We start from the raw sequence: 23600 nt of genomic DNA on the forward strand, positions 1-23600 counted from the left end.
TGTCGAGGTGACGTCGATCGCTATCGGCGCGGGCCGCAAGTCCCGCCTACGACCCGCCGTCGCGAAGCACCTCTACCGTGCACTCCGCCCTCGAAGAGGTCGCCGCTGAGCGCATCGTCGATGAAGAAGTACCAGCCGTGCCTCAGATGACCCGGTCATCATGCACCCTCGGCAGCGAAGCGGTCTCGGGACTCGAGGATCGGACCCATATGAGCTTTCGCCCACTCTTCCAACGCCCTCAACGGGCCTTGGAGTGAGCGTCCCGCATCGGTGAGTTCGTAATCGACCCGGACCGGCACCGCGGCCGTGACAGTGCGGTTCACCAAACCGTCCTGTTCCAGGCCACGAAGCGTCTGGGTGAGCATCTTCTGCGACACCCCGTCGATCCGGACAGCCAGTTCGGAGAATCGCAGCGGCCCGTCCGAGAGGGACCCGACCACAAGTACCGTCCAGCGGTCCCCGATCCGATCAAGTAGCTTCCGCGTCGGACAGTTGCGGTCGTACGGATCCCACTCCACCATGCCACCTCCAGTAACCACAAGGTATGTAAGGCACTTTTCAGTGCCGTATTTCTATCCACTTGCAACTCTCTTATGGTAACTCTTGGCGGTCGAGGCAAGAACTCTCCACGAAAGAGAATCGGTTCGGCCGCCCCTTGTACGGCGCGACCGCGTCGAGCAAGCCCGATCACTGATCGGAACATGCATCACAGCACAGCGACCATCGCGTCGCCGCCGTCGCTCTGGCCGGCTGCGCACCCACCACCACAGCTGAGGAGACACTCGTAGCCACGGAACCGCCCCCGCCGACACCTTTATCGCCGCCACGACCGCAGTGCTCGTCGGGTGGTGCCGACGCATTGCGACAGCTGGAGCCACCTCACCGAGGGACGGGCGGAGGTGGTCGAGGCCTTCGCCGCTGCGGGGCTTGCCGACCGGCTGTCGACCGAGTGACGTCAGGGACACCGCTGGTGAGGCCGGTGACCCGCTCGGGTTCGATTCCGTCGCCTCGCGACTGTCCGCGGCCGACTCCTCGATCATTCGCATCTACTAGTCGACCTCACCGAAGGCGTTCGACCGAGGAAACGTGTGGACGATCCATAGTTCGGCGTCCCCACCTTTCGCCTCCCAGCGGTGCGGCCGGTCTGCAGCGTAGGTCGCGTAGCCGCCTGCCGAGACGAGAGCCTGCCCACCATCCGGGCCGAGCAGTATCGACCCGCTTCGAACGAAGACGTGCTCGCGCACCCCCAACCCGTGCGACATGGACTCCAGCGTCAGGCCCTCGCGGAATGTCTTGGCGTGGATCTCGACCGATCCCGCACCGATCACTTGACGGCGCAGCACGAAACCGGTTGCTGCCGAGTCGCTGATGGGCTCGCCCTCCCCCTCTGCGAGGTGTTCGACCGTGACGGCCTCGGGCTCTGCCAGCAGGTCCGGAACCGTGAGATCGAACGCATCCGCAATCGCAGCGAGGGTGCCGAGGGTCGGATTGGTCCTGCCTGCTTCGATCTTGAACAGAGTCGCTTTGCCGACCCCTGACTGATCCCCGAGCTGTGTCAGAGACAACCCGTGCGTCTCCCTCAACCGTCGAACGTTCGCGGCAAGGACCCGCGCGAGCGCAGCCATGCTCTCCCCTCTCCGTACCCGTCGTGCCGGCGACCCACTGCCGGGAGCCTACCGACTGTTGAGCACACCACTTCTTTGGTGTAGAAACGAGACTTACGTAATCTCATACAACTACGGGCGTAATCGTAAACATAACAACTAGTCGGGGTTCGGCCCCCAGCTTCCAGGAAGGAGCCTGCATCATGAGCATCAACGGCCGACGAATAGTCGTGACCGGGGCAGCGTCGGGTATCGGTGCGCGCGTATCGGAACTACTCTCGGCGTCCGGCGCCGAGGTGATCGGGGTGGATGTCCGCGAACCCCTCACCGACGGTGTCCGGTTCATCCGCGCCGACCTCTCCGATCCAGCCTCCGTCGATGCCGCCGTCGACGCGATCTCCGGGCCGGTCGACGGCCTCGCCAACGTCGCAGGAGTATCGGGCAGCCACGGCGCTGACCTGACGCTTCGGGTCAACTTTCTGGGCCTGCGGTACCTCACACACGCACTCGAATCCCACTTCACAAACGGATCGGGCGTCGTCAACGTCGCGTCATTCGCCGGCGTGGCGTGGCGTGACCGACTCGACCTCCATCGCGCACTCGCGGCCACACCCGACTTCGAGTCAGGACTGCACTGGCTCACTACTCACCAGGTCCGCGACGACGACGCGTATCCCTACTCGAAGGAAGTACTGCGCGTGTGGAGCCAGATCCAGGCGGCACAGTGGATCGGGAAGGGCATCCGTGTCAATACCGTCAGCCCCGGGCCTGTGGAGACACCGATCCTGGGTGAGTTCGTCAACGTGCTGGGCAAGGACCGTGTCGACGACGACGTTCGACGGGTGGGACGTCCCGCGACCGTTGCCGATATCGCGCCGAGTGTGGTGTGGCTCCTCACTCCGGAGTCCACGTGGGTCAACGGTGCAGACATCGCCGTGGATGGCGGTTTGGCGGCGTCCACTTTCCAGGAGAAGCAATGAGCAACGAACTTGTCGAACAGCACAATCTGATCGGTGGACGTTGGGTCGCCGGATCCGGACCGCAACTCACCCACCACAACCCGTTCACCGGGGAACCGGCCGCCACGCTGAACGGCGTCACGGCCGATGACGCCCGACGCGCCGTGGACGAAGCGTCGCGCGCTTCGCGGGACTGGGCCGCGCAGGCCCCCGGCCGGCGACGGACGGTCCTGTTCGCGGCGGCCGATCTGATCGAGGAGCGCTCGGCAGTCATCGCCGATACGATGCGTTCCGAGGTCGGAGGCACACACGCCTGGTGCGCCTTCAACATCGGCCTCGCCGCCGACTCGCTCCGACATGCCGGGTCACTCGCCTACGAGGGGCTCACTGGCGCGCTGATTCCGTCCGACACACCCGACCGACTTTCCCTCGCCGTTCGGCAACCACTCGGCGTGGTCGTGGCGATCGCGCCGTGGAATGCCCCCCTCATCCTGGGTGTGCGCTCCATCGCCGCACCGCTGGCATTCGGAAACACCGTGGTGTTCAAGGGTTCTGAGCAGTGCCCCCGCACACATGCGGCAATCGTCACAGCCCTGCACGATGCCGGAATACCCGACGGTGCGATCAACTACATCGTCAGCGCCCCGGAACAGGCACCCGAGGTCACCGAAACCCTCGTTTCCGACAACCGGGTCGCCCACGTCAACTTCACCGGCTCGACCCGCGTCGGCCGAATCATCGCCGAGATCGCGGCACGGACGCTGACCCCGACACTGCTCGAGTTGGGCGGCAAGGCCCCTGCCGTAGTACTCGCCGATGCGGATCTCGACTCCGCCGTACGTGCGATAAGTTTCGGTGCTTACATGAACACCGGACAGATCTGCATGTCGACGGAGCGAGCGATCGTCGACACGTCGGTAGTGACGGCCTTCAGCGACCTTCTCGTGCAGCGCGCACAGGCCCTGCTCGTCGGAGATCCCGCCGATCCGGCGACTCGGATCGGCCCGCTGATCAATCGAAAGGCGGTCGACCATGTTCTCGCGCTCATCGACGATGCAGTCGGCAAGGGCGCGTCCGTACTCACCGGCGGCACCGCGGATGAAAATCTCCTGACCCCGACTGTGGTGTCCGGAGTAACTTCCGACATGCGTATCTACAGCGAGGAGTCGTTCGGCCCGATCGTCGCGATCATCGAAGCCGACAACCAGGCACACGCAACGGAACTCGCCAACGACTCGGACTACGGACTCTCGGCGGCCGTGTTCGGTGCCGACGTGCTCAACGCCTATGAGGTCGCGAGCGCGATCGACGCGGGACTGACCCACATCAACGCCGCCACCGTCGACGACAATCCACAAATACCGTTCGGCGGCACCAAGCTCAGCGGGTGGGGACATTTCGGCGGCCGGGAGTCCATCGATGCGTTCACTCGCACCCGTTGGATCACCGTCTCGAGAACCGCACCCGAATACCCCATCTGAATACCTCCGGCCACGACGCGAGCGCCAGGCGTCGCGACTCGATCGACGTTCATCTCACCCGCCGGGCTCGGCAGGTGAGGCGAACAGGCACAGGTGAGGCGAACAGGCATCGGGCGAAATGTTTCACACGTGCCGTCTCGCATCTGCCCTCGACGCGGACGAGTGAGATCGTGCGCTGCACTGCCAGTACCAGCGGAATATGAGCGAGGCCGGCGAACTCATCGGATGGGAAGCCGAGAGCTTCTACACCAATGGGATCGCTATCCACTTACCAGACGGTACCTACTTTACATTCAATCTCTACTTACTTATAGTAAGTATGACCGGCTTCGAGGGAGCATCAACGAAAGGAATCAGTCATGGCACGTATCACCGTGATCGGCGGTACCGGATACGCCGGTGGACATATCGTTCGCGAGGCCAACTCGCGCGGACACCGGGTCACCGCGGTGTCCCGAACCGCCCCGACCGAGAAGGTCGACGGTGTCACCTACATCAGTGCCGACGTGCTCGACCCGGCGACGCTGGAGCGGGCCGTCGCTGACACCGACGTCGTCATCGAGGCACTGTCCCCACGAGGAGAACTCGAGGGCAAGCTGGCCGACATCGCACGCAGGCTGACTACCGCGGCCCAGGCAGCCGGGGTAAGGCTGGGCGTCGTCGGCGGCGCCGGATCATTGCTGGTCGCGCAGGGTGGACCAGCCGTGGCCGAGACGGGCGGTTTCCCGGAGGCGTTCAAGCCCGAGGCGGCCGAGATGGCGGAGATCCTCACCGACCTGCGCGCCGGAGGCGACTCGCTCGACTGGTTCTATCTGAGCCCCGCCGGCGGCTTCGGCGCCTGGGCCCCGGGCGAGCACACCGGCACGTTCCGGCTCGGCGGTGACGTCCTGCTCGTCGACGCGCAGGGCAACTCGGAAATCTCGGGCGCGGACTACGCCCACGCGTTCGTCGATGAGATCGAGCAGCCCGCGCACCGGCGTCAACGCTTCTCCGTCGCCTACTGACCACGAAGTCGTGCGAAGATCTGCCGCGTCTTCGCGGCATCGGGCACCTTCGGCGGGCCGGAGATCTACGCTGACCCGTGGCGAGTAAGGACAGCGCGATCATGGCGCACTGGGACGCGACCGCCTCGGCCGAGGTTCCTCACCACAGTCGCCTTCTGATCGGCACCCGCCCGGTGGACGTGGCTCGAGCCACGTCCACCGGGCGGCCCCTTCACCTCGAAAGGAAACCGACATCATGACCACCACCCCCGTCATTGCCGTCACCGGAGCCACCGGCAACATCGGCCGCGCGGTCACCGGTCACCTCGCAGACTCGGGTGCCCGCCTGCGCCTGGTGGTGCGCGACCCGGACCGCACCCCCACCGGCATCGGCGACGTGGCACAGGCCACCTTCGGTGACCTCGACGCCGCAACCGCCGCGCTGCGCGGGGCGGACGTGCTGTTCATGGTCTCGGCAGCCGAGAGCGAGGACCGGCTCGCCCAACACCGGACATTCCTCGACGCAGCAGCCGCCGCCGGCGTGCAGCACGTGGTCTACACCTCGTTCCTCGGGGCGTCCCCGGACGCCACATTCACTCTGGCGCGCGACCACTGGGCCACAGAACAACACCTGCGCACCTCCGGCATGGCATGGACACTGCTGCGCGACTCGTTCTACCTCGACTTTCTCCCCACCCTCGCCGGCGACGACGGAGTCATCCGCGGACCGGCTGCCGACGGCAGGGTAGGTGCTGTGGCGCGCGCGGACGTCGCCCGTAGCGCCGCCGCCGTCCTATCGAATCCCGACGCGCACGCGGGACACACCTACGATCTGACCGGGCCTCAAGCCCTGACCCTCATCGAGGTTGCACGCATCGTCACCGAAGTGACGGGGCGAGCCACCACCTACCAAGAAGAATCGGTCGAACAGGCGTACGCGTCCCGCCGGCCCTACGGCGTCCCCGAATGGCAACTCGACGCCTGGGTATCCACCTACACCGCGATCGCCGCCGGCGAGCTCGCGCCGCTGACCGACACCGTCGAGCACCTGACCGGCAGCGCACCGATCGGCCTTGCCGACCTGCTGCGTCGGTCGTAAGCACCAGGCCCCACGGGCGGCCTACCGAGCACCCAGCACTCGGCGGCGAAGCCTTCCTCGGCGCCGAGTTCGATTGGGTACGACAGCTCCAGACCATCGACGTTCACACGTAGCCCATCCTCCTCTTCCCGCGCGTATTCCAGTCATCCGCGCGCGCAATTGCAGTCGCGGATGACTGGGATCATCGCGGGAACACTTTGTACGGCAGCGCAGCGATCAGCCCTTACCGACCCGCTGCGCCATCAGCCCCCACCGACTCCGACGACACACGGGGCTTCAGTTGCGGTGTCATGATCTCGACACGCTGCCGAGTACGCCCGGACAGCCGCTCCCGAAGGAGTGCGACGGCCAGCCGGCCCATCCGATTGCGCGGCTGGTCGATGCTCGTGAGGGTCGGCCGCATCGCCGACGCGATGGCGGAATTGTTGTAGCCGACGAGTGCGAGGTCGCCCGGAACACGGAGTCCGGCATCGAGGGCCGCTCCGAGAATGCCGATCGCCGTCTCGTCGGTGGACACGAACAACGCGGTGGGGCGATGTGATCGCGGCTCGCTCAGCACGGCATCCACGACACGTCGGGCGAAGGCCGGATCGCGGCGAACCGACCCGGTCGCCGTCCAGCGATAGGAGAGCCCCAGCTCGGTCATGGTGGTCTCGTACGCGCATCCCCGAGCGCGGACGGCGGCACGGGTCGAGGTCGCGACAAACCCGATGCGGCGATGGCCGGCCCGAGCGAGATGCTCGACGGCGAGGCGGCCCCCGAGTTCGTCGTCGTTGCGGACGACGTCGACGAGGTCTCCGGCATCGTCAGGCCGCCCCACCACGATCACCGGTCGCTTTCGCGCAGCGGAATCCAGTTGTGCACGCCGAACGCGGGAGGACACCACGATCAGTCCGTCGACACCCAGCCGGAGCATCCGATCCACACCACGTTCGAGCTGCCCGGAATCCCGGCGACCGTGCGCGAGAAGCACTCCGTACCCCGATTCGGCCACTTCGTCCTCCACGCCGGTGACGACGTCGATGTTGTAGGCGCTGGAGACGTCCGTGGCCACGACCCCGATCAACTGGGTGCGTCCACTGACGAGTGAGCGTGCCCAGGTGTTGGAGATGTATCCGAGGTCGTCGGCAACCCGCAGGATCCGATCTCGGGACGCGTCGCTGACCCCCGGCTTCCCGGACAGGGCCAACGACACCAACGATTTCGACACCCCCGCTGCACGGGCTATGTCGATGATGGTCGGGCGGAGAGAACCGGTGTCGGGTGGCGGCACGTCTTCTCTTCTACCACGGTTCGGTGTCCGTTCCGGATCTGCGACAAGCACCTCGACCGAGCTGCGACTGGAACGTTCCCGATCTTCACATCTGGAACGTTCCAGTCGTTCATCTGCGCGCCACCTCCAGGTCAGAACCAGTCCTTACCGTCAGCCGCATCGACACACCTGATCGCCGGAAGGCCCCTCCATTCATGACCCGGATTCTCCCTGCAGCGCCTGCCGACTCGCCCGTGACACCGTCAGCACTGCTGCGCACGCCGCACGCCCTGCTCCTCGACTTCGGTGGCGTCGTCTTCGAGACCTCGAAGCGTCCCGGAGGCAAACAGGAACTGGCGCGCCTGTACTGGGGCCTGTTGGAGCGAGCGGGCTTCGAAGTTCCCCACGAGCGACTCATCGCGTCCGTCGAAGCGGGCCTGACCGCGCTGAAACACTGGAAAAATGCCTCGAGCCGCCGATTGGAACCCGTCGAACTGACTCACCGGCAGGTGATCACCGATTTCATGGTCTCCGACCTGCCTGAAGGACCCCGAGAGTTCCTGGCCTCCCGCGCCCGCGAACTGGTCCGGGCGCAGAACCGGGTGATCTCGGATCACCACCTGCGCCCGGGTGTACCGGAACTCCTGTCCCGGTGCCGACAGCAGGGGGTGCAGCTGGGCATCGTCTCCAACGCCCATTCCGGCGCCTCACACCGGGAGATCCTGGCCGAACACGGACTGGCCGACGTCTTCGGCGTGCAGATCTACTCCGACGAAGTCGGTATCCGCAAGCCGCACCCCGACATGCTGACCCTCGCCGCGGACGCCCTGGGTGTGAGCACGGGTGAGTGCTGGTATGTCGGCGACACACAGGACCGCGACGTGGTGGCGGGGCGCCGCGCCGGAGCCGGAGCAGTCGTCGTCACGCGGTGCCATCACACCGACTTCCCGCCGTTCGCCGTACACGACCGGGCCGACGCTGTGCTGGACACACCCGCACAGCTACTGGAGATCCTCGACAAGTCCGAGCCCCGAGCCGCACGCTCGGAGGTAGGGCGTCCACGGCGTGTGACGGCGGATTCGGGCGCTGCATTGCTGATCGATCACGGCGGCGTGATCTCGCACGCCGAACCCGACCCCGAAGCACGCGCGAGGTTCATCGACAGGTTGGCGGGACTCCTCGGTCCCAGTGTGGGAGAGAAATCCTCCGCCGAAGTCGCCGAGCAGATCCTGCAGCGAGCACTCGCGGCGAACCGACGCCGGAAGGCGGAACAGACCGGGCACGCGGAGATCGACCCCGTGACATTCTGGGCCCGGTTCGGCGGTGAGGGACAGTCGGCACGAACCGTCGCCCTGCTGCGTTCGGAAGCATCGGCACTCATGGCGGCGTGGGGGTCGGCCAAGTCCCGTCGCACGATGCGCCGCGGCGTCGACGAACTGCTCAGATGGTGTGTCGCGCACCAGCACCGGGTGGTGGTGGTCTCCAATACCGTCTCCGGCGACTCGGTGCGGGCGCAACTGGATCGCCACCGTCTGACCGACCTGGTGACCGCGGTGGTTGCCTCCGACGAATTCGGCACACGCAAACCCGACCCCGGCATCATCCGGGCCGGACTCGCGATCGCCCGCGCAGACCCCGCCCGCACCTGGTTCCTCGGCGACAAACCGGTCAACGACGCCGCAGGCGCGGCCGCGTGCGGCATCGCGCATCGCGTACTCGTGCGCGGCGGCAGCACCGACGAACACGCACTGCAACACGCCCTCACCGAGGGCGTGGCCACCGCGGTCGTCACCGAACCCGGTGACGCACTGCCCCTGATCACCGCCCATTCCTGACCGCCATTTCTCGCACCTCGACCATTCCAGGAGCAACCATGTCCACCGACTATCAGCGTGCCGGGGCCGTGCGCGGGCCCAGCGGCGTCGGCCGATTCGAGCTGAACCCACCTCAGAAACTCATGATCTTCGTGCTCTCGATGGCCATGTTCGGGTTGTCGAACATCCTGCTGGAGATCATCCCCGACGTCACGATCGGGCCCGTCGACTTCTCGGTGGCCTACTTCGTGTTCATCCCCCTGGCGCTGGCAGCGCTGCTCAGCCCGTTCTGGGTCGCCCTGGGCGCCCCGCTCGGTGAGATCGTCTTCACCGATCTGCTCATGGGTGACTTCTCCGGACTGAGCGAGGTCGAGGGATACCTTCAGATGTTCCTGGCGATCTTCATCGCCGGGTCGGTGATCCGTAACCCGAACAACCGGATCCAGATCGCCACGGGAGCGATCCTGCTGGTTTTCATCGACAAACTGCTCTCCGCGGTGGTGGACCTCAGCAAGGTCTGGATCGGTGTGGAAGACGCCGAGTTCGTCGAGGGTCTGCCTGAATCCATGCTGCTTCTCGAAGGAATCGGATTCGGCACCGACCTGATCATCTCCGGCATCGTGTTCGGGGCGATACCCGCGATGTGGCTTGTCCCGGCACTGCACGGCCGTATCGAACCGTTGATGGGCTTGCGCCCGCGAGTGCCGGGCGAGCCCTTCCCCGGCCAGGCGCCCCGCTCCGGCCTGTTCGTCGGCGCCGCGCTACTCATGTCGATCGCGTCGTTCTTCTTCGCCTTCCTCGAGGCGTGGGATGTGGGCATCGGCTCGTTCGAACCCGACTTCGTCGACCAGTACGGCCCGGGGTTCCTGTGGATCTCGGTGGCGGCACTCCTGGTTGTTCTCACTCTGGCCATCGTGTTCTTCCGCGCCGCGCAGAAGAAAGCCGCGCACAGAGACGACCACGTCTCCACCACTTCCGACGGCATCACGGATCCTGGAGCCCGCCCGTGACCACCGACCCCGTGATCCGCCTCCAGGACGTCTCCTTCCGCTATCCGGGCACCACACAGGACACCTTGCGGAACGTGAACCTGAGCATCGCGGCCGGAGACTTCGTGAGCATCGTCGGTGGCAACGGCTCGGCCAAGACCACCCTGTGCAAGACCTTCAACGGTCTCGTTCCCCACTACTGGTCCGGCGAATTCGCCGGAACGGCCGAGGTCTGCGGCATCGACACCTACACCTCGACCGTCGCCGAACTGTCCAGCCGTGTGGGATACGTCTACCAGGACTTCACAAACCAGCTGGTGCGGCCCACCGTGCGCGACGAGATCTCTTTCGCACCGATCAATTTCGGATTCGCCGACCACGCCGAACGCACCGCCGAAGCAATGGAGATGCTCCGCGTCACCGAGTTGGCCGACCGGTACGTCTGGCAGCTCTCGGGCGGTCAGGCACATCTGACCGCGTTGGCGTCGGTCCTGGCCATGCGCCCGGAGATCATCGTCGTGGACGAGCCGGTGGCCGAAGTGGACCCTGCTCGAGCCCTGGAGATCTATCAGCGCCTCGAAGTCCTCAACGAGCAGTACGGCATCACCGTCGTCACCATCGAGCATCACGCCGAGTTCATCGCGCGCTTCGCCCGCTCGGTGATTCTGATGGACCGAGGCAGCCCGGTGTGGCACCTCCAGACTCAGGACGCCGTCAATCGCTCGGCCGAACTCGCCGAGCACGGAATCCCCGCACCCCAGGTCGTCCAGGCGGCTCAGTCGCTCGGGCACCTCCATGCACCGCGCACGGTCGTCGCCGCAGCAGAACTTCTCGGACCCGCACCGCATCCCGCCGTACCTCACCCACCTGCACCTGGCCGGTCGGCACCCGAGACCACCGCGAAGCCCGAGATCACCGCGCAGCCTGACATCGTCGCCCGGACCGACCGGGTCCGGCACAGCTATCGCACCGTGACCGCCGGGCTCCAGACGGTGCTCGACGGAATCGATCTCACTATCGGGCGCGGCGACCGAGTCGCCCTCGTCGGCGGTAACGGCTCCGGCAAGACCACCCTGCTGAAGCTGCTGGCCGGGATCATGGTTCCCCGTGGAGGTGCGGTCACGGTCGACGGAATCGATACCCGCACCCGCTCGGCGTCCCGGCTCTCCGACCATGTCGCCTATCTGTGGCAGCACCCCCAGCAGATGTTCCTGCGGGAATCCGTCCGCTCCGACATCGCGCTCTTCCCCCGGGGACGCGGCGTCGCGGACTGGGCCGAACTCGTGGACCGGACATTGGACAAGGTCCGTCTCACCGATTTCGCCGACCGCGACGGACGCACGCTGTCGGGAGGTCAGCAGCGTCGCGCCACCCTGGCGATCGGGCTGGCCATGCGCCCGACGCTACTGCTCCTGGACGAGCCCACCGCGTCCCTGGACATCGCCAGCCGCGACGCGGTGATCGCGATGCTCGACGAACTCTCCGACACGATCGCCGCCTCCGTCATCGCCACCCACGACATGACCCTGGTCGCCGAATGGGCGAACCGTGTCGTCGTGCTGAGCCACGGCACCGTCGCCGCCGACCTGTCACCTCGGGATTTGTTCGACCGACCCGCCCTGCTCGCCGACGCCAACCTCGTCCCTCCGCAGATCACCGCGCTGGGACGGGCGGTCGGGATGGCGCCCGCGCCCCTGAGCGTCGAGGAGTTCACCGCCCGATTCGCCGCGCCTGCCGGTGCCCTCGTCAACCAAGGAGCCTATTGATGGCACGGAAGCAACGTGACGTCCTCAGCGTGGAGTGGGTCAAACTCGAACTCATCCGCGCCGCCTACGCCACCCGCGGTGGGCTCTTTTCCACCATGGACCCCCGCGCGGTGCTGGGCTGGTATCTGATTCTCGCGATCGCACCCTGGTTCACCCACAACCTGACCGTCCTGGCGATCTTCTTCGTCATGGGCGCGGCCGCTGTCGTCCTCGCCCGAGTCGGGCCGCTTCTCCTGGGCCTGTTCGTGTTCGGGCTGCTCATGGAAACGGTCTACATCGTCTTGGCCGCCCTCATGTTCGGAGGAAACTTCGACACTGTCCTCGCCTTGACCGAGTTCACCCTCAAACTCGGCGCGATCTCCATGGCCTCCATGGCCGCGTTCGTCTCCCTGGACCCCGAGAAGCTCTCCGACGCACTACTGTCGCTGAAAGCCCCGCCCCTGCTGGCCTTCGCCGTCAGCTACGGGTACCGCATGCTCCCGATCCTCGTCGAGGAGTTCAACACCGTCTTCGACAACTATCGCCTGCGCTCCGCGCCTCCGCGCAACGCCGGCCCGCTGCGTGTCCGGCATCTCACCCACTGGGTGAAGATGGTCGTGCTGTCCTTCTACCCGATCTTTCTCAACACGGCGCAATCCGTGCGCACCACCGTCGAAGCACTCGAAACCCGTGGCTTCACCTACGCGACGATCGATCGGCGCGGCCGCGACATCCGCCTCGCCTACCTGAAGATCACCCCGCGTGATCTCACCGTCATCGTGGTCACCCTCGCCCTCGCCGCCGCGGCCTTCTGGGCGGGAAGCAGCTGGCCTCTGTACCGGCACGACCTCGTCCCGTAACCGAAACGGGTGAGAGCCGGGCCGTATCCGCACCGGGTTCGGTACCGCCCGTCAACCCAGGATGCCGCGCTCGTACGCGACTGCCACTGCCGCCGCACGATCGGCCACGTTCAGCTTCCCGAAGATGTGTGCCAGATGAGTCTTGACCGTCGCTTCGCTGATGAACAATTCCCGCGCAATCTCACGGTTGGGTGTGCCCTTCGCAACGAGCACCAACACCTCGCGTTCACGCGCACTGAGCGACCGTGGGGTGTCCGCTCCGCGCACCCGGGACATCAGACGCGACGCCACCACCGGCGAGAGCACCGTGCACCCCGCCGCGGCTGCGCGCACCGCCTCGAACAGTTCGTCGCGCGGGGCGTCCTTGAGCAAATACCCGGTCGCGCCCGCTTCGATCGCGGGGATCGTGTCGGTATCCGTGTCGTAGGTGGTGAGCACCAGCACCCGGCTGCGGAGTTGCCTGGACGTGAGTTCGGCGATCGCGTCGACACCTCCGCCTCGCGGCATCCGCAGGTCCATCAGCACCACGTCGGGATCGAGCCGAGTCACGAGCGCCACCGCTTCACGTCCGTCCCCCGCTTCACCGACAACCGTGAACTCACCCGAGGCCGCGAACATTCCACGCAGGCCATCGCGAACCACGGGATGGTCGTCGACGATCAGCACCGTGATCCCCGGTCCATCGCTGTTCACGACACCGACCCCACCAGCGGCACCCGCACCGACACCGCTGTTCCGGCACCGATTTCGGACTCGACATCCATGACGCCGGCGATGCGGGCGACACGCGAGCACATGCCTCTCAACCCGAATCCGTCCACCGGCGTCGCCGTCGGATCGAAACCGCATCCGTCGTCGCGGACATCGACACTGATCTCATCGTCCATGTAGGACACTGTGACACCGACGCGCTGTGCCGACGCGTGCTTGGCGACGTTCGCAAGCGCTTCCTGAGTGATGCGCAACAACGTTACGGCGATGTCGTCGTGCAACGGTTCTGCGTTCCCCGTCACAGTGAAGTCCGCCCGGATCCCGTGCTCGGCCGACCAGCGAGTCACCGAATCTGCCAACACCGATTCGAGTGTGCCGTGTTCGAGCGCTGCCGGCGCGAGATTGTGCACCGAGCGGCGTGCCTCACCGAGGCTGCGTCGTGCAAGACCTGCAGCCTCGGCCACATGATGTCTCGCCGCTGCCGGATCCGGGCTGTCGCCGGCGGCTTGCAGTTGCGTGACGATACCGGCGAGGCTCTGCGCCAAGGTGTCGTGGATCTCTGCGGCCAGCCGGCGGCGCTCATCGTCGATACCGGCCTCACGGGCATGCTTCACCAACTGAGCGTGCAGTACTTGATTCTCCGAAAGCGCCTTCTCGAGACGGCAATTCGCTCGTTCGAGTTCGTCGATCGCGTCGATTCGTTCCTTCGTCCTGCGTTCGTCACGTTCGCCGATCCCGTACATCACCATCGCGATCACCGCGTTGAGCATGAACACCGCGCCGAACAGGAGCCACGTCGCCGGAGTTCGAGGGGGAAGTCCCCCCGCCTGCGAACCTGCCACCGTAACTGCTGTCGCGACGATCCCGAGCCGAGCCCACCGATCGGGAAGCAACCACGGTGCGTCGAAATAACCCATGACGGCATAGATCGCGAAAAACGGGTTGAACCAACTCAGCGCAAACGCCATGAGAGATCGGAAAACGAAATAGGCGGGCGCGCCTTCCGTGCCGTCGAGGAATCTCCGTACGTCCACGCCCGCGCACACGGCGACCATCAGCGACGCCGGGATCCATTCGCCGGGTGCCATCAGTAGCGGCGTCGACACTGCGGACAGAGCCGTCCCGACGACGAGCAGTACCGACGGACCCCAGCGATGGAACCTGCCCAGGGCAGTGTCGCCCACCCCGGACTGGGATGTCGTCCCGGCCTCCAACTCGGTCACATGATCCAGCATGGCGGGCCGTCGCCGTCACTGCCAACGGAACCAGCGGATCGCAGCGGCCGTGAGCACTACCGCCCACGCGGTGACTACGGCCAGCCCGCTCCAGGCAGGCCAGTCGCCCGCCGCAGCCTGGTCCAGAATCTGCGCCGCCGCACCGAAGGGGGTGAGTTCGACGATCCGCTGCAGCAAGTCCGGCATCGCCTGCACCGGAAGCCACACCCCCGCACAGAACATCATCGGGAAGAACACGATCGTGCCCAGCGTCTGCGCGGTGCGCTGCGACGGCGACACCGCCGAGATCGCGGCACCGAGGCTCAACGCCGCAGCGAGGGTCACGAGCACCGAGAGTGCGTACCCCCACGGCTGCGCGGGAAAGGCCACGCCGAACACGACACGGCCGACAACCAGCGCGAGAACCATCGACACCGCGACAGCCACGGCATGCACGATGATCTGTGCCATCAGCAAATTCGCCGGGCGGGCCGGTGTCACGGCCAGCCTGCGGAGGATGCCCTGTTCACGGTACGCCGACAACACCGTGGGCATCGTTTGAATACCGGCCACGATCATTGCCAGCAGCAACGCTATCGGCACATACAGATCGATCACCCGCAGCCCACCGAGGTTGGGGTCAGCTTCCCGGAACGACGGGATCAGACCGAGAATCGTCAGGAGCAGCACGGGGAAGACGAGAATCCAGAACAGCGAGCCGGGCTGTCTCACGAAGAGTCTCGCCTCGGTACGCAGGACCGCAATCGCAGGGTTCGTCGTCGTCTTGTTCATGAGCGAGGTGGTCATGATGCGCCTTCCGATCCGGTGATGTTCAGGTAGGCGTCGTCGAGTGTGGCATCGGCGATACGGAGCCGTTCGGCAGTGAGTCCCGCCTCGGAGAGTGCGGAGAGGACGGACTCGACAGACTCCTCGCCGCCCTCCACCACCACCCGATCATGGTCGGTGCGCACTGCGGCGACGCCGGGCAACAACTCGAACCTGCGTACGTCGCAGGGACCCGACGGACGGAACGAGACGACAACGGCGGTGGACGTCCTACCGATCAGTTCCGTGGGTGTGCCCTGCGCTTCGATCCGGCCCGAGCGGAAGACGGCGACCCGGTCGCACAGCCTCTGGGCTTCCTCCATGAAGTGTGTGACCAACAGGACGGTGACACCGGTGTCGCGAATCTCCTCGATCAACTCCCAGGTGTCGCGGCGGCCGCGCGGATCGAGGCCGGTGGTGAGCTCATCGAGCACCACCACGCGGGGTGTCCCGATGAGCGCCAGAGCGATGAACAGGCGCTGTTTCTGACCTCCCGACAGTTTCGCGAACTGGGTGCGGAGCAGTGCTCCGAGTCCGAGACGTTCGGCAAGGGCGTTGCCATCGGCCGGGCGCGCATAGAACGCTGCATACAGATCGAGGGCCTCGCGCACAGTCAATTTCGGTTGTAACTGGCTTTCCTGCAGCTGTGTGCCGAGCACTTCCGTCACGGCACGATGATCACCGATCGGATCGAGCCCGGCGACGCGGACGACGCCGGAGTCGGGTGTGCGCAATCCGGAGATGCATTCGACCGTCGTGGTTTTCCCTGCGCCGTTGGGTCCGAGAATTCCGAAGATCTCTCCCTCGTCGATATGGAAATTGACGCCGTCGACGACGGTGCGATCACCGTACGACTTGTACAGGTCGGTGACTTCTACAATTGGCATGTGTCGAGCGTGCCTGCCGGACCGGGTCGGCACATCGACCGAGTGGGTCGGGTCGCCATCAGCCGATCGGATGATGCGCCGCCAGGCATCCTCATCTCGAGTCGATGATCTCGGCAAGAACCGCTCCGGTACGCAACAGCACAAGTGTTCGCGCGGCGAGCTCGTCGACCCGTGAGTCCAGGGTTTTCAGCGACACATCGAGGTCTCGGAGTCCGCGGAGAGCGGTGAGGGTTCGATGGATGTCGGGAATCCGATAGCCGGCTGCCCGCAAGGCCGCGACGATGCGCGCCTCGCGGATCGCCGCGAGCGGGTAGCGACGAGCAGATCCCGCGTTCGTGATCACCCGATCCGGCGTCACCAACCCCGCCTTCTCCCAGAAGCGCAGCGTCGAGGCTCGAACCCCGAGCGCACCACCGAGTTCGGTGATGGTCATCGCGTCATCCTCCGTGGGCTCTGCCTCACCCGTCGCTTCCGCGCGGATGGTAAGCAGTGCCCGTCGTGCTTCGAGCGTTCGTTCGCGCTCCCGAGCGAGTTCGATGTGGAGTGACGCCACCAGTGCGACCGCCTCATCGGACGCGAGTACCCGAATCTCCCGCATGACTCGCCGGGCTTCCACCGCGCCGACAGCACGAGCGAGGTCGCGGTAGGCGCGCAGATCGCGAACGTGCAGCGTGGAGAATACGCGGTACCCGTTGGGTTTTCGAGGAGCAGTCTCGACGACGCCGTGCGCCTCGAGGTCCCGGATCTGCTGTGCCGAGTAGCCGGTCGCGGCGGACACAGCAGCGGTGCTCAGCTCGGCGGCATCGCCGTGGACCATTGCCGAACCCTCCATAAGCACTTCAACCTCACACTTGAACCATGAGTATGGAGCAGATTCTCGAGACAATGCGCGGCTTCGACGGGGTCGTCGAGCTCGCACCCGCCGACGGTAGTGAGTTCCCGGAGGTCGCATGGGGCGATCATTTCTTCTACTACGCCCCCGACGGGCAGATCCCGCAGCGGGGTCAGCCGTTCGCGACCATCGTGACGAAGGACTACCCCGACGACACCGAGTCCGAATTGACCCCGCCGTACCGGTGGCGCCTGAACATCCACGTCGGCCGAGCGAGGTTTGCCGAACTCACCGGGGAGGAGCCGCGGGCGGCGGGAACCCTGTGGGACTTCAGTGAAGCCGACACCGTTCTTCCTCATCCCGTCTATCGGGCTCAGGGATGGGTCGCGATCGTCAACCCCGGCGCACGGACGTCGGCCGCCGCACTCACGCTTCTCCGCGACGCTCACGAGGACGCGCGACGACGCGCAACCCGCCGGGAGAACGCGTGACCGCTCACCTGCGAAGCGCCGCCCCGACCTCGCTGATCGCGTCCGCCAGCATCGACTCGTATTCGTCGAGGTCAGGCACCACCCGCGGACTCGCGTTGATTCCGATCGTGACGGTGTCGCCGAGTCCGTATACGCCGTGGGTCAGTGCCATCACCGGCGACAGCCCTGGAAATCCCGCGCTGAACACGACCGGGGCACCCGCGAGTTCGAGGTCCGCGGGGCCGCGATTCACGCTCGAGACCACCGTGTTCCCGGTGACGGTCGCGGGTATCTCGTGCAGCGAGTACCGGTCTATCCCGAACTTCAGCAGCGGTGCCGGAACGAACTCGTCGGCCGAATCACGTTGTGCCAAAAGTCGGCTCGAGAGCCGAGCGCGTCGGACCGCAACGTCGTCGGCGATCCGTGCGGCCCGCACGCGCAGGTCCGGTTCGGTCACGAACAGGTCGACACCGGCGTTGCGATAGTTGTTTCGCGCTCGTCCTGACGCATCGGTGGCGAAGGTGACCTCTGCACCGAGCCGGACCGGTACGTCTTCTCCGCGCGCCGCCAGGAAGCGAGGCAGTGCCACGGAGATCGCGGTGAGCGCCGACACCGTGACGGTGACGCCACCACCGCGGAATGCCTCTGCAGAACGCACCACCATGCGCACTGCCCGTTCGTCTCCGGGATCGGTATTGACACCGACGAGAGGACATCCTGCGGCCGGCGCGGGAATCTCTCCAGCGGTTGTCGCGTCGGTCAGCGCCCGATCGGCGGCAGCAGCCCTGCGCCCGGCCGCGACGAGTCGCGCGAACTGGACCGGAAACCGGAGCAACCGCGCCAGCATCGTCGGCATCGAGACCGGTTCCGGAGCCGACGAGCGCGGTGGTTCCATCGTGCCGAACAACGCGCGCACCAGTTCCGTCGCCCGAGCGCCGTCGGCGAATGCGTGCGACACCTGGAACACCACGACGGTGGCGGGCCCGTCACAGCGAGGAGCGTCGCGAACACCGGCGAAGACGTGCAGTCGCCACGGACTCATCCGGGCATCGAGCGACGTGGACACGAGCATTCCGAGAGCCGACTGCAACCCAGCCCACGAGGTGTCTGTGAGGCGGTGCTCGACGACCTGGTCGTCGCCGTACTCGCGCGGCTCCCAGTACGGATAGTCGAGGTTGCCCGGGACGGCGCGGATCCTGCACCCGAGATCCCCGATCCGCTCGACGCGGTGACGGACAGCAGAGCGCACCGCGCCGGCGTCGACCTCGCCCGCGAAGCAGTACACCAGGAACTGGTCGCTGCGAATCCGGTCGGCGAGCCAGTACATCTGCGCGTCGGAGGCGGTGAGCTGCACGTGTGCCAGCGTACTGACCGACCACCCCACGCTGAGCGAATGTATCGTTCGCCTCGATCAACAGAGCCAGGGATACATTCGCTCACACCCGGAAACAGGTAGTCCTCTGACTGGTCGGGGTGCCAGAGCCACTGCAGGTAGAAATAGGTACATGAGCAACACCACCACCGACCCGTACCTCTGGCTCGAGGACGTCACCGGAGACAAGCAACTCGACTGGGTGCGGGCCCGCAACGACCGCACCGTCGACACCTACACCCGCACCGACGACTTCGCGACACTGGAGACTCGTATCCGGGAAGTCCTCGACACCGACGCACGCATCCCCTACGCGCGACGCCGTGGCCGGTATCTCTACAACTACTGGCGCGACGCCGAGCACGTGCGCGGTCTGTGGCGACGCACCACGCTCGACCAGTACGTGCTCGACGATCCCGAGTGGGATGTACTCGTAGATCTCGATGCCGTGGCGGCACAAGAGGGCGAGAACTGGGTGTGGTCCGGTGCGCAGGTGCTGCGCCCCGACCAGAACCGCGCGCTCATCAGCCTGTCGCGTGGCGGCGCGGACGCGACCGTAACCCGCGAGTTCGACCTGGTCACGCGCGCCTTCGTGTCGGGCCCGAACAGCTTCGAACTTCCCGAAGCGAAGACCGACATCAGCTGGATCGATGTCGACACCGTGTTCGTCGGCACCGATTTCGGCGACGGCTCCCTGACCGATTCGGGCTACCCGCGGATTGCGAAGCGCTGGCGCCGCGGCACCCTGATCGAAGACGCCGAGACGGTGTTCGAAGGCGAGGCGACCGACGTCGCGGTCGGCGCCGGCTACGACAGCACCCCCGGGTACGAACGCAGCTTCGTCGACCGCGCCATCGACTTCTACGCCACGTACCAGTACGAACTGAATCCCGACGGCACCCTGGTCAAGCTCGACGTCCCCGACGACGCACGGGTCAGCGTCTACCGCGACCACATGCTCGTCCGGCCTCGCTCGGAGTGGCTCGGCCATCCCGCGGGTTCCCTGCTCGCGACCGACTACCCGTCGTTTCTCGCGGGCTCGCGCGACATGACGGTGCTGTTCACTCCCGACGAGCACACGTCGCTCGAGCAGTACACCTGGACGCAGAATCACCTCTTGATGGTCACACTGCGCGACGTCCAGACCCGCATGCGCGTCCTCACCCCGGGCCCCGACGGGTGGGCCGACGAGGAACTCGACGGACTCCCGGACGCGACGTCGACGTCCATCATCGACGTCGACCCACGCGAGAGCGACGAGTTCTTCCTCAATTCGAGCGGATTCACGATTCCTGCGACCCTGCTGTCGGGCACGGTCGGCCGACCACTCGACTCGATCAAGCAGGCCCCGTCGTTCTTCGATTCCGACGCCATCACCGTCACACAGCATTTCGCGACCTCCGACGACGGCACACGGGTCCCCTACTTCGTCGTCGGCAGCCGTACGGATACGGCATCACCGACGCTTCTGTACGGGTACGGCGGATTCGAGAACTCGATGGTCCCGGCCTACAGCGGCGGTGTGGGTCGCGCGTGGCTCGAGAGCGGGAACACCTACGTGATCGCAAACATTCGTGGCGGCGGTGAGTACGGGCCCGCCTGGCACACACAGGCGTTGAAGGCGAACCGCCACAAGGTGTTCGAAGACTTCGCTACGGTGGCGAAAGACCTTGTTGCGCGAGGCATCACGACGACCGAACAACTCGGGGTCCAGGGCGGAAGCAACGGTGGCCTACTGATGGGAGTGATGCTCACCCGCTACCCACAGTTGTTCGGCGCGATCGTGTGCCAGGTACCGCTGCTGGACATGAAGCGCTATCATCTGCTGCTCGCCGGCGCGTCGTGGATGGCGGAGTATGGCGACCCCGACAACCCGGACGAATGGAGGTTCCTGTCCGAGTACTCGCCGTACCAGAACACCGACCCCGATGCGACGTACCCCCCGATCCTGATCACGACGTCCACCCGCGACGACCGTGTGCACCCGGGGCACGCCCGCAAGATGGTCGCGCGGCTCGAGGAACAAGGACATGAAGTCTGGTACTACGAGAACATCGAGGGCGGGCACGGCGGTGCCGCCGACAACGCGCAGGCCGCGTTCAAATCGGCACTGACCTTCACGTTCCTCACCTCCAAGCTGTAGCAACAGTGTGGATCCGAGCCCGGTTTCCGGGCTCGGATCCACACTCTTTCTCACCGGTCGCGCAGCCAGGAGACGACACGCTCGACGGTGTCGTCGTGCCGTCAGGAAGCTGGATCGGTACGGTCTCCACCAATTCAGACTAGGCCCGAATCACTTTCCCGGTCAGCAGAGCGAGGTGCCATGACTCCGAATCCTGCGGCGTCGAGCGCGCCCTCGGTGAGCGTCCGCCCCAGGGCGATCATGTCGACGGCCTTGTGGAAGTCGAGACTGCGGCACGCTGTGCGAGGGACCTCGACCAGCACGTCCGGCGGATACGCCGCAAGCTGGTGGCGAGCCAGAGCCGATTGCATGATGTCGAGGGAACGGTTCATCACTGCAACCCGGCTGAACTTCGGAGCCGAAACCCCTTCGTGGCCGCCGTTGATGTCGGCGTCGTCTACCGAGTCGGCGCCGAGATCATCGCGGCCGAGTTGTTCGTCGGCCGCTCCCGTCCCGAACCTGCCGACGACCGAACGGACGATGTCGCTGTCGAGCAGCAGCGACGCCGACCGCCGGAAGCGCCCGACCCATTCCTCCGCAGGCCGCGGTTCCGCACTCGCATTTTCCGGCGCATATGTCCGACCGCGTTCTTCGGCCCCGAGACTGATCCCGATCGTCAGATCAGACGACATACCGACCGTTGGAGCGACCGGCAGCGGAGCGAGCGTGCCACCGTCGGTGAGGACACGTCCGTTGAGAACATAGGGAGTGATGACACCCGGGATCGCGATCGACGCGCGGATCGCGACGTCGACCGGTCCTCGCTGAAACCACACCGGACGACCTGCCGCCAAGTCGGTCGCCACAGCGGTGAACGGAATCGGGAGATCTTCGATGACGACATCCCCGATGAGATCGCGCACTTTGTTGAGAACTCTCTCTGCGTGGATCACTCCCGGCGACGTGACCGACACATCCAGCAACCGGACGACGTCGAGCTGGGTGAGGCCTTCAGCCCACTGGGTGTAGTCATCGAGCTTCCCCGCGGCGTAGACACCACCCACGAGGGCACCCATCGACGAACCGGCAATACCTACGATCCGCAACCCACGCTCTTCGAGGACCTGAATCGCCCCGATGTGTGCGTAGCCACGGGCTCCCCCGCTACCGAGTGCAAGTGCGACGCGCGTCCGATCGGCCATGGTTCCGATCGTGCCACGCCACGACGACACCGGCATGAGGCAGCCGGTCCGCAATATCCAGCGCAGCGGGGGCCTACCGGGCTACCCTGACACGATGATCAGGCTGCTTGCCACCATCGTCGTTGCGTTGATCGCCAATGCGATTGCTCTGATAGTCGGCGCCTGGATCCTTCCCGGCATGACGCTCGACTCGTTCGCGTTCGTCATCGCCGTCGTGATCTTCACCGTCTCCACGATTCTACTCGACCCCTTGATCCGCCAGATTGCGATGACGAAAACACCGGTGCTCATCGGAAGCAGCGCGCTGGTCTCGACACTGCTCGCGCTCATCGTCACCGCGGTCGTGAGTGACGGTCTGCGGATAGACGGCATCACGACCTGGATTCTCGCGACCGTCATCGTGTGGGCGATGGCGCTCGTCGCACGGCTGCTGCTTCCTTTCGTCGTCTTCAAGAAGACTCTCGCCACACGCGCCGGAAGTTGATCTCTTCCAGCCGACCCTGACGGAAAGTTCAGGGTACAGACGGGGGCTCGTCCCTGATGTGCCCGAGGCGGCCCGAAGTCCACAGTGGAGCTATCGGTTCGACAGGCCTCACACACTTCGGGAGATCCCACATGCGTAAGACCATCATGACCGCAGTTTTCGTCGGCGCTGCTGCGTTGACAATCGGAACCGGCGTCGCTGCAGCAGATTCCGCACCGAACGTCGTCGGAATGGAAGAGCACGCAGCCATGTCGACGCTCACTGCCAGCGGCACGCCCTACACTGTCACCAACCGGTCGGGGAACATCTCCGGCACGTGCGCGGTAAGCGAGCAGCGTGACCGCGGATACCGGACCGAGACAGAATCGGTCTACGACCACACCGACAACGAATGGGACCGAAAGGAAACGAAGGTGTGGCGCGGCGTCGGGTTGACCGTCGTGTGCCGCTGATCTCCTTGACCATCGACACCCCGAGACCGAATTTCGTATTCGAGATCGGGGTGTTCTGCGTTGAACGTGTCCTGCTGTCCGACACCGAGATTCACTCGTTTCTCAGCGTCGGTACGCAGCCGCACTGACACGGCGTTCCCTCTGCCGGCCGACGACACCGTCGCCGCGAATGCTGCGAACGCCACGCAGCTTCACCGAGGGCCGCGAACCGGCATCCGTCAAGTGGACCCCGAGACGAAGATC

Annotated in this window: 22 protein-coding genes; 12 read left to right on the forward strand and 10 right to left on the reverse strand. The window is 65.7% G+C overall.

Annotation, left to right across the window (positions count from 1 at the left end; translation table 11 throughout):
* Window positions 1-158: 158 nt before the first annotated feature.
* Window positions 159-521 (reverse strand): winged helix-turn-helix transcriptional regulator, encoded by a 363-nt coding sequence (locus tag ACZI8W_RS17140; protein ID WP_463369701.1) that lies wholly within the window; start codon window positions 519-521, stop codon window positions 159-161.
* 528 nt (window positions 522-1049) lie between these two features.
* Window positions 1050-1625 (reverse strand): helix-turn-helix domain-containing protein, encoded by a 576-nt coding sequence (locus ACZI8W_RS17145; protein ID WP_463369702.1) that lies wholly within the window; start codon window positions 1623-1625, stop codon window positions 1050-1052.
* Between the two features lie 182 nt (window positions 1626-1807).
* On the opposite strand from ACZI8W_RS17145, the gene ACZI8W_RS17150 reads away from it, so the two are divergent.
* From ACZI8W_RS17150 to ACZI8W_RS17165, 4 genes are all read left to right on the forward strand, one after another.
* Window positions 1808-2584 carry a coniferyl-alcohol dehydrogenase gene (locus ACZI8W_RS17150; RefSeq protein ID WP_463369703.1) on the forward strand — a complete coding sequence of 259 codons (777 nt, stop codon included), beginning with the start codon at window positions 1808-1810 and terminating at the stop codon, window positions 2582-2584.
* Window positions 2581-4044 (forward strand): aldehyde dehydrogenase family protein, encoded by a 1464-nt coding sequence (locus ACZI8W_RS17155; RefSeq protein WP_463369704.1) that lies wholly within the window; start codon window positions 2581-2583, stop codon window positions 4042-4044. The genes ACZI8W_RS17150 and ACZI8W_RS17155 overlap by 4 nt, the downstream gene beginning before the upstream one ends.
* Window positions 4045-4403: 359 nt before the next feature.
* Window positions 4404-5048, forward strand: a complete 645-nt coding sequence (locus ACZI8W_RS17160; RefSeq protein ID WP_463369705.1) for an NAD(P)-dependent oxidoreductase — start codon at window positions 4404-4406, stop codon at window positions 5046-5048.
* 235 nt (window positions 5049-5283) lie between these two features.
* A complete protein-coding gene (locus ACZI8W_RS17165) occupies window positions 5284-6126 on the forward strand; it encodes an SDR family oxidoreductase (protein ID WP_463369706.1) in 843 nt (280 codons plus the stop codon).
* Window positions 6127-6349: 223 nt separating this feature from the next.
* Here ACZI8W_RS17165 and ACZI8W_RS17170 read toward each other — a convergent pair whose 3' ends face one another.
* Window positions 6350-7399 (reverse strand): LacI family DNA-binding transcriptional regulator, encoded by a 1050-nt coding sequence (locus tag ACZI8W_RS17170; RefSeq protein ID WP_463369707.1) that lies wholly within the window; start codon window positions 7397-7399, stop codon window positions 6350-6352.
* A gap of 194 nt (window positions 7400-7593) precedes the next feature.
* Here ACZI8W_RS17170 and ACZI8W_RS17175 point away from each other — a divergent pair, with 194 nt between their 5' ends.
* The 4 genes from ACZI8W_RS17175 to ACZI8W_RS17190 are packed head-to-tail and all read left to right on the forward strand — an operon-like array spanning window position 7594 to window position 12786.
* Window positions 7594-9213, forward strand: coding sequence for an HAD-IA family hydrolase (locus tag ACZI8W_RS17175; protein ID WP_463369708.1), 1620 nt, complete (start codon window positions 7594-7596; stop codon window positions 9211-9213).
* A 38-nt stretch (window positions 9214-9251) separates the two neighbouring features.
* Complete coding sequence (locus ACZI8W_RS17180) at window positions 9252-10202, forward strand: DUF8171 family membrane protein (protein ID WP_463369709.1); 951 nt, start codon at window positions 9252-9254, stop codon at window positions 10200-10202.
* Window positions 10199-11947 carry an ABC transporter ATP-binding protein gene (locus ACZI8W_RS17185; protein ID WP_463369710.1) on the forward strand — a complete coding sequence of 583 codons (1749 nt, stop codon included), beginning with the start codon at window positions 10199-10201 and terminating at the stop codon, window positions 11945-11947. The genes ACZI8W_RS17180 and ACZI8W_RS17185 overlap by 4 nt, the downstream gene beginning before the upstream one ends.
* Window positions 11947-12786 carry an energy-coupling factor transporter transmembrane component T family protein gene (locus tag ACZI8W_RS17190; protein ID WP_463369711.1) on the forward strand — a complete coding sequence of 280 codons (840 nt, stop codon included), beginning with the start codon at window positions 11947-11949 and terminating at the stop codon, window positions 12784-12786. Before ACZI8W_RS17185 ends, ACZI8W_RS17190 begins: the two co-directional genes overlap by 1 nt.
* A 51-nt stretch (window positions 12787-12837) precedes the next feature.
* Here the strand turns inward: ACZI8W_RS17190 and ACZI8W_RS17195 are convergent, their stop codons facing one another.
* The 5 genes from ACZI8W_RS17195 to ACZI8W_RS17215 all read right to left on the reverse strand — a co-directional run bounded on the left by ACZI8W_RS17195 (window position 12838) and on the right by ACZI8W_RS17215 (window position 17255).
* Window positions 12838-13479: a response regulator gene (locus ACZI8W_RS17195; protein WP_463369712.1), complete on the reverse strand. Its 642-nt coding sequence runs from the start codon at window positions 13477-13479 to the stop codon at window positions 12838-12840.
* The gene (locus ACZI8W_RS17200; protein ID WP_463369713.1) at window positions 13476-14720 is read right to left on the reverse strand and encodes a sensor histidine kinase; all 1245 of its coding nucleotides are present in this window, start codon (window positions 14718-14720) and stop codon (window positions 13476-13478) included. Before ACZI8W_RS17200 ends, ACZI8W_RS17195 begins: the two co-directional genes overlap by 4 nt.
* A 27-nt stretch (window positions 14721-14747) precedes the next feature.
* Window positions 14748-15518, reverse strand: coding sequence for an ABC transporter permease (locus tag ACZI8W_RS17205; protein ID WP_463369714.1), 771 nt, complete (start codon window positions 15516-15518; stop codon window positions 14748-14750).
* Entirely contained in the window at window positions 15515-16423 is a 909-nt protein-coding gene (locus ACZI8W_RS17210) for an ABC transporter ATP-binding protein (RefSeq protein ID WP_463369715.1), read from the reverse strand. Before ACZI8W_RS17210 ends, ACZI8W_RS17205 begins: the two co-directional genes overlap by 4 nt.
* Before the next feature lie 91 nt (window positions 16424-16514).
* On the reverse strand, window positions 16515-17255 hold the full coding sequence (locus tag ACZI8W_RS17215) for a MerR family transcriptional regulator (RefSeq protein WP_463369716.1): 741 nt from the start codon (window positions 17253-17255) through the stop codon (window positions 16515-16517).
* Between the two features lie 26 nt (window positions 17256-17281).
* Between ACZI8W_RS17215 and ACZI8W_RS17220 the strand changes: the two genes are divergently transcribed.
* On the forward strand, window positions 17282-17746 hold the full coding sequence (locus ACZI8W_RS17220) for a DUF6194 family protein (protein ID WP_463369717.1): 465 nt from the start codon (window positions 17282-17284) through the stop codon (window positions 17744-17746).
* A gap of 4 nt (window positions 17747-17750) precedes the next feature.
* On the opposite strand, the gene ACZI8W_RS17225 is transcribed toward ACZI8W_RS17220, so the two are convergent.
* Entirely contained in the window at window positions 17751-19079 is a 1329-nt protein-coding gene (locus ACZI8W_RS17225; protein ID WP_463369718.1) for a wax ester/triacylglycerol synthase domain-containing protein, read from the reverse strand.
* Between the two features lie 151 nt (window positions 19080-19230).
* Between ACZI8W_RS17225 and ACZI8W_RS17230 the strand changes: the two genes are divergently transcribed.
* Window positions 19231-21240, forward strand: coding sequence for a prolyl oligopeptidase family serine peptidase (locus tag ACZI8W_RS17230; RefSeq protein WP_463369719.1), 2010 nt, complete (start codon window positions 19231-19233; stop codon window positions 21238-21240).
* A gap of 134 nt (window positions 21241-21374) precedes the next feature.
* On the opposite strand, the gene ACZI8W_RS17235 is transcribed toward ACZI8W_RS17230, so the two are convergent.
* The gene (locus ACZI8W_RS17235; protein ID WP_463369720.1) at window positions 21375-22421 is read right to left on the reverse strand and encodes a patatin-like phospholipase family protein; all 1047 of its coding nucleotides are present in this window, start codon (window positions 22419-22421) and stop codon (window positions 21375-21377) included.
* A gap of 10 nt (window positions 22422-22431) precedes the next feature.
* On the opposite strand from ACZI8W_RS17235, the gene ACZI8W_RS17240 reads away from it, so the two are divergent.
* Both ACZI8W_RS17240 and ACZI8W_RS17245 read left to right on the forward strand, forming a co-directional pair.
* Window positions 22432-22905: a phage holin family protein gene (locus tag ACZI8W_RS17240; protein ID WP_463369721.1), complete on the forward strand. Its 474-nt coding sequence runs from the start codon at window positions 22432-22434 to the stop codon at window positions 22903-22905.
* A 131-nt stretch (window positions 22906-23036) separates the two neighbouring features.
* The gene (locus ACZI8W_RS17245; RefSeq protein ID WP_463369722.1) at window positions 23037-23357 is read left to right on the forward strand and encodes a hypothetical protein; all 321 of its coding nucleotides are present in this window, start codon (window positions 23037-23039) and stop codon (window positions 23355-23357) included.
* Window positions 23358-23600: the final 243 nt, after the last annotated feature.

The organism is Rhodococcus ruitaii (assembly GCF_055230935.1).

Bases quoted from the DNA above. Each gene is read 5' to 3' on its own strand.
- ACZI8W_RS17140 (WP_463369701.1), bottom strand. From the start codon at position 521: ATGGTGGAGTGGGATCCGTACGACCGCAACTGTCCGACGCGGAAGCTA.
- ACZI8W_RS17145 (WP_463369702.1), bottom strand. From the start codon at position 1,625: ATGGCTGCGCTCGCGCGGGTCCTTGCCGCGAACGTTCGACGGTTGAGG.
- ACZI8W_RS17150 (WP_463369703.1), top strand. From the start codon at position 1,808: ATGAGCATCAACGGCCGACGAATAGTCGTGACCGGGGCAGCGTCGGGT.
- ACZI8W_RS17155 (WP_463369704.1), top strand. From the start codon at position 2,581: ATGAGCAACGAACTTGTCGAACAGCACAATCTGATCGGTGGACGTTGG.
- ACZI8W_RS17160 (WP_463369705.1), top strand. From the start codon at position 4,404: ATGGCACGTATCACCGTGATCGGCGGTACCGGATACGCCGGTGGACAT.
- ACZI8W_RS17165 (WP_463369706.1), top strand. From the start codon at position 5,284: ATGACCACCACCCCCGTCATTGCCGTCACCGGAGCCACCGGCAACATC.
- ACZI8W_RS17175 (WP_463369708.1), top strand. From the start codon at position 7,594: ATGACCCGGATTCTCCCTGCAGCGCCTGCCGACTCGCCCGTGACACCG.
- ACZI8W_RS17180 (WP_463369709.1), top strand. From the start codon at position 9,252: ATGTCCACCGACTATCAGCGTGCCGGGGCCGTGCGCGGGCCCAGCGGC.
- ACZI8W_RS17190 (WP_463369711.1), top strand. From the start codon at position 11,947: ATGGCACGGAAGCAACGTGACGTCCTCAGCGTGGAGTGGGTCAAACTC.
- ACZI8W_RS17205 (WP_463369714.1), bottom strand. From the start codon at position 15,518: ATGACCACCTCGCTCATGAACAAGACGACGACGAACCCTGCGATTGCG.
- ACZI8W_RS17210 (WP_463369715.1), bottom strand. From the start codon at position 16,423: ATGCCAATTGTAGAAGTCACCGACCTGTACAAGTCGTACGGTGATCGC.
- ACZI8W_RS17215 (WP_463369716.1), bottom strand. From the start codon at position 17,255: ATGGAGGGTTCGGCAATGGTCCACGGCGATGCCGCCGAGCTGAGCACC.
- ACZI8W_RS17220 (WP_463369717.1), top strand. From the start codon at position 17,282: ATGAGTATGGAGCAGATTCTCGAGACAATGCGCGGCTTCGACGGGGTC.
- ACZI8W_RS17230 (WP_463369719.1), top strand. From the start codon at position 19,231: ATGAGCAACACCACCACCGACCCGTACCTCTGGCTCGAGGACGTCACC.
- ACZI8W_RS17235 (WP_463369720.1), bottom strand. From the start codon at position 22,421: ATGGCCGATCGGACGCGCGTCGCACTTGCACTCGGTAGCGGGGGAGCC.
- ACZI8W_RS17245 (WP_463369722.1), top strand. From the start codon at position 23,037: ATGCGTAAGACCATCATGACCGCAGTTTTCGTCGGCGCTGCTGCGTTG.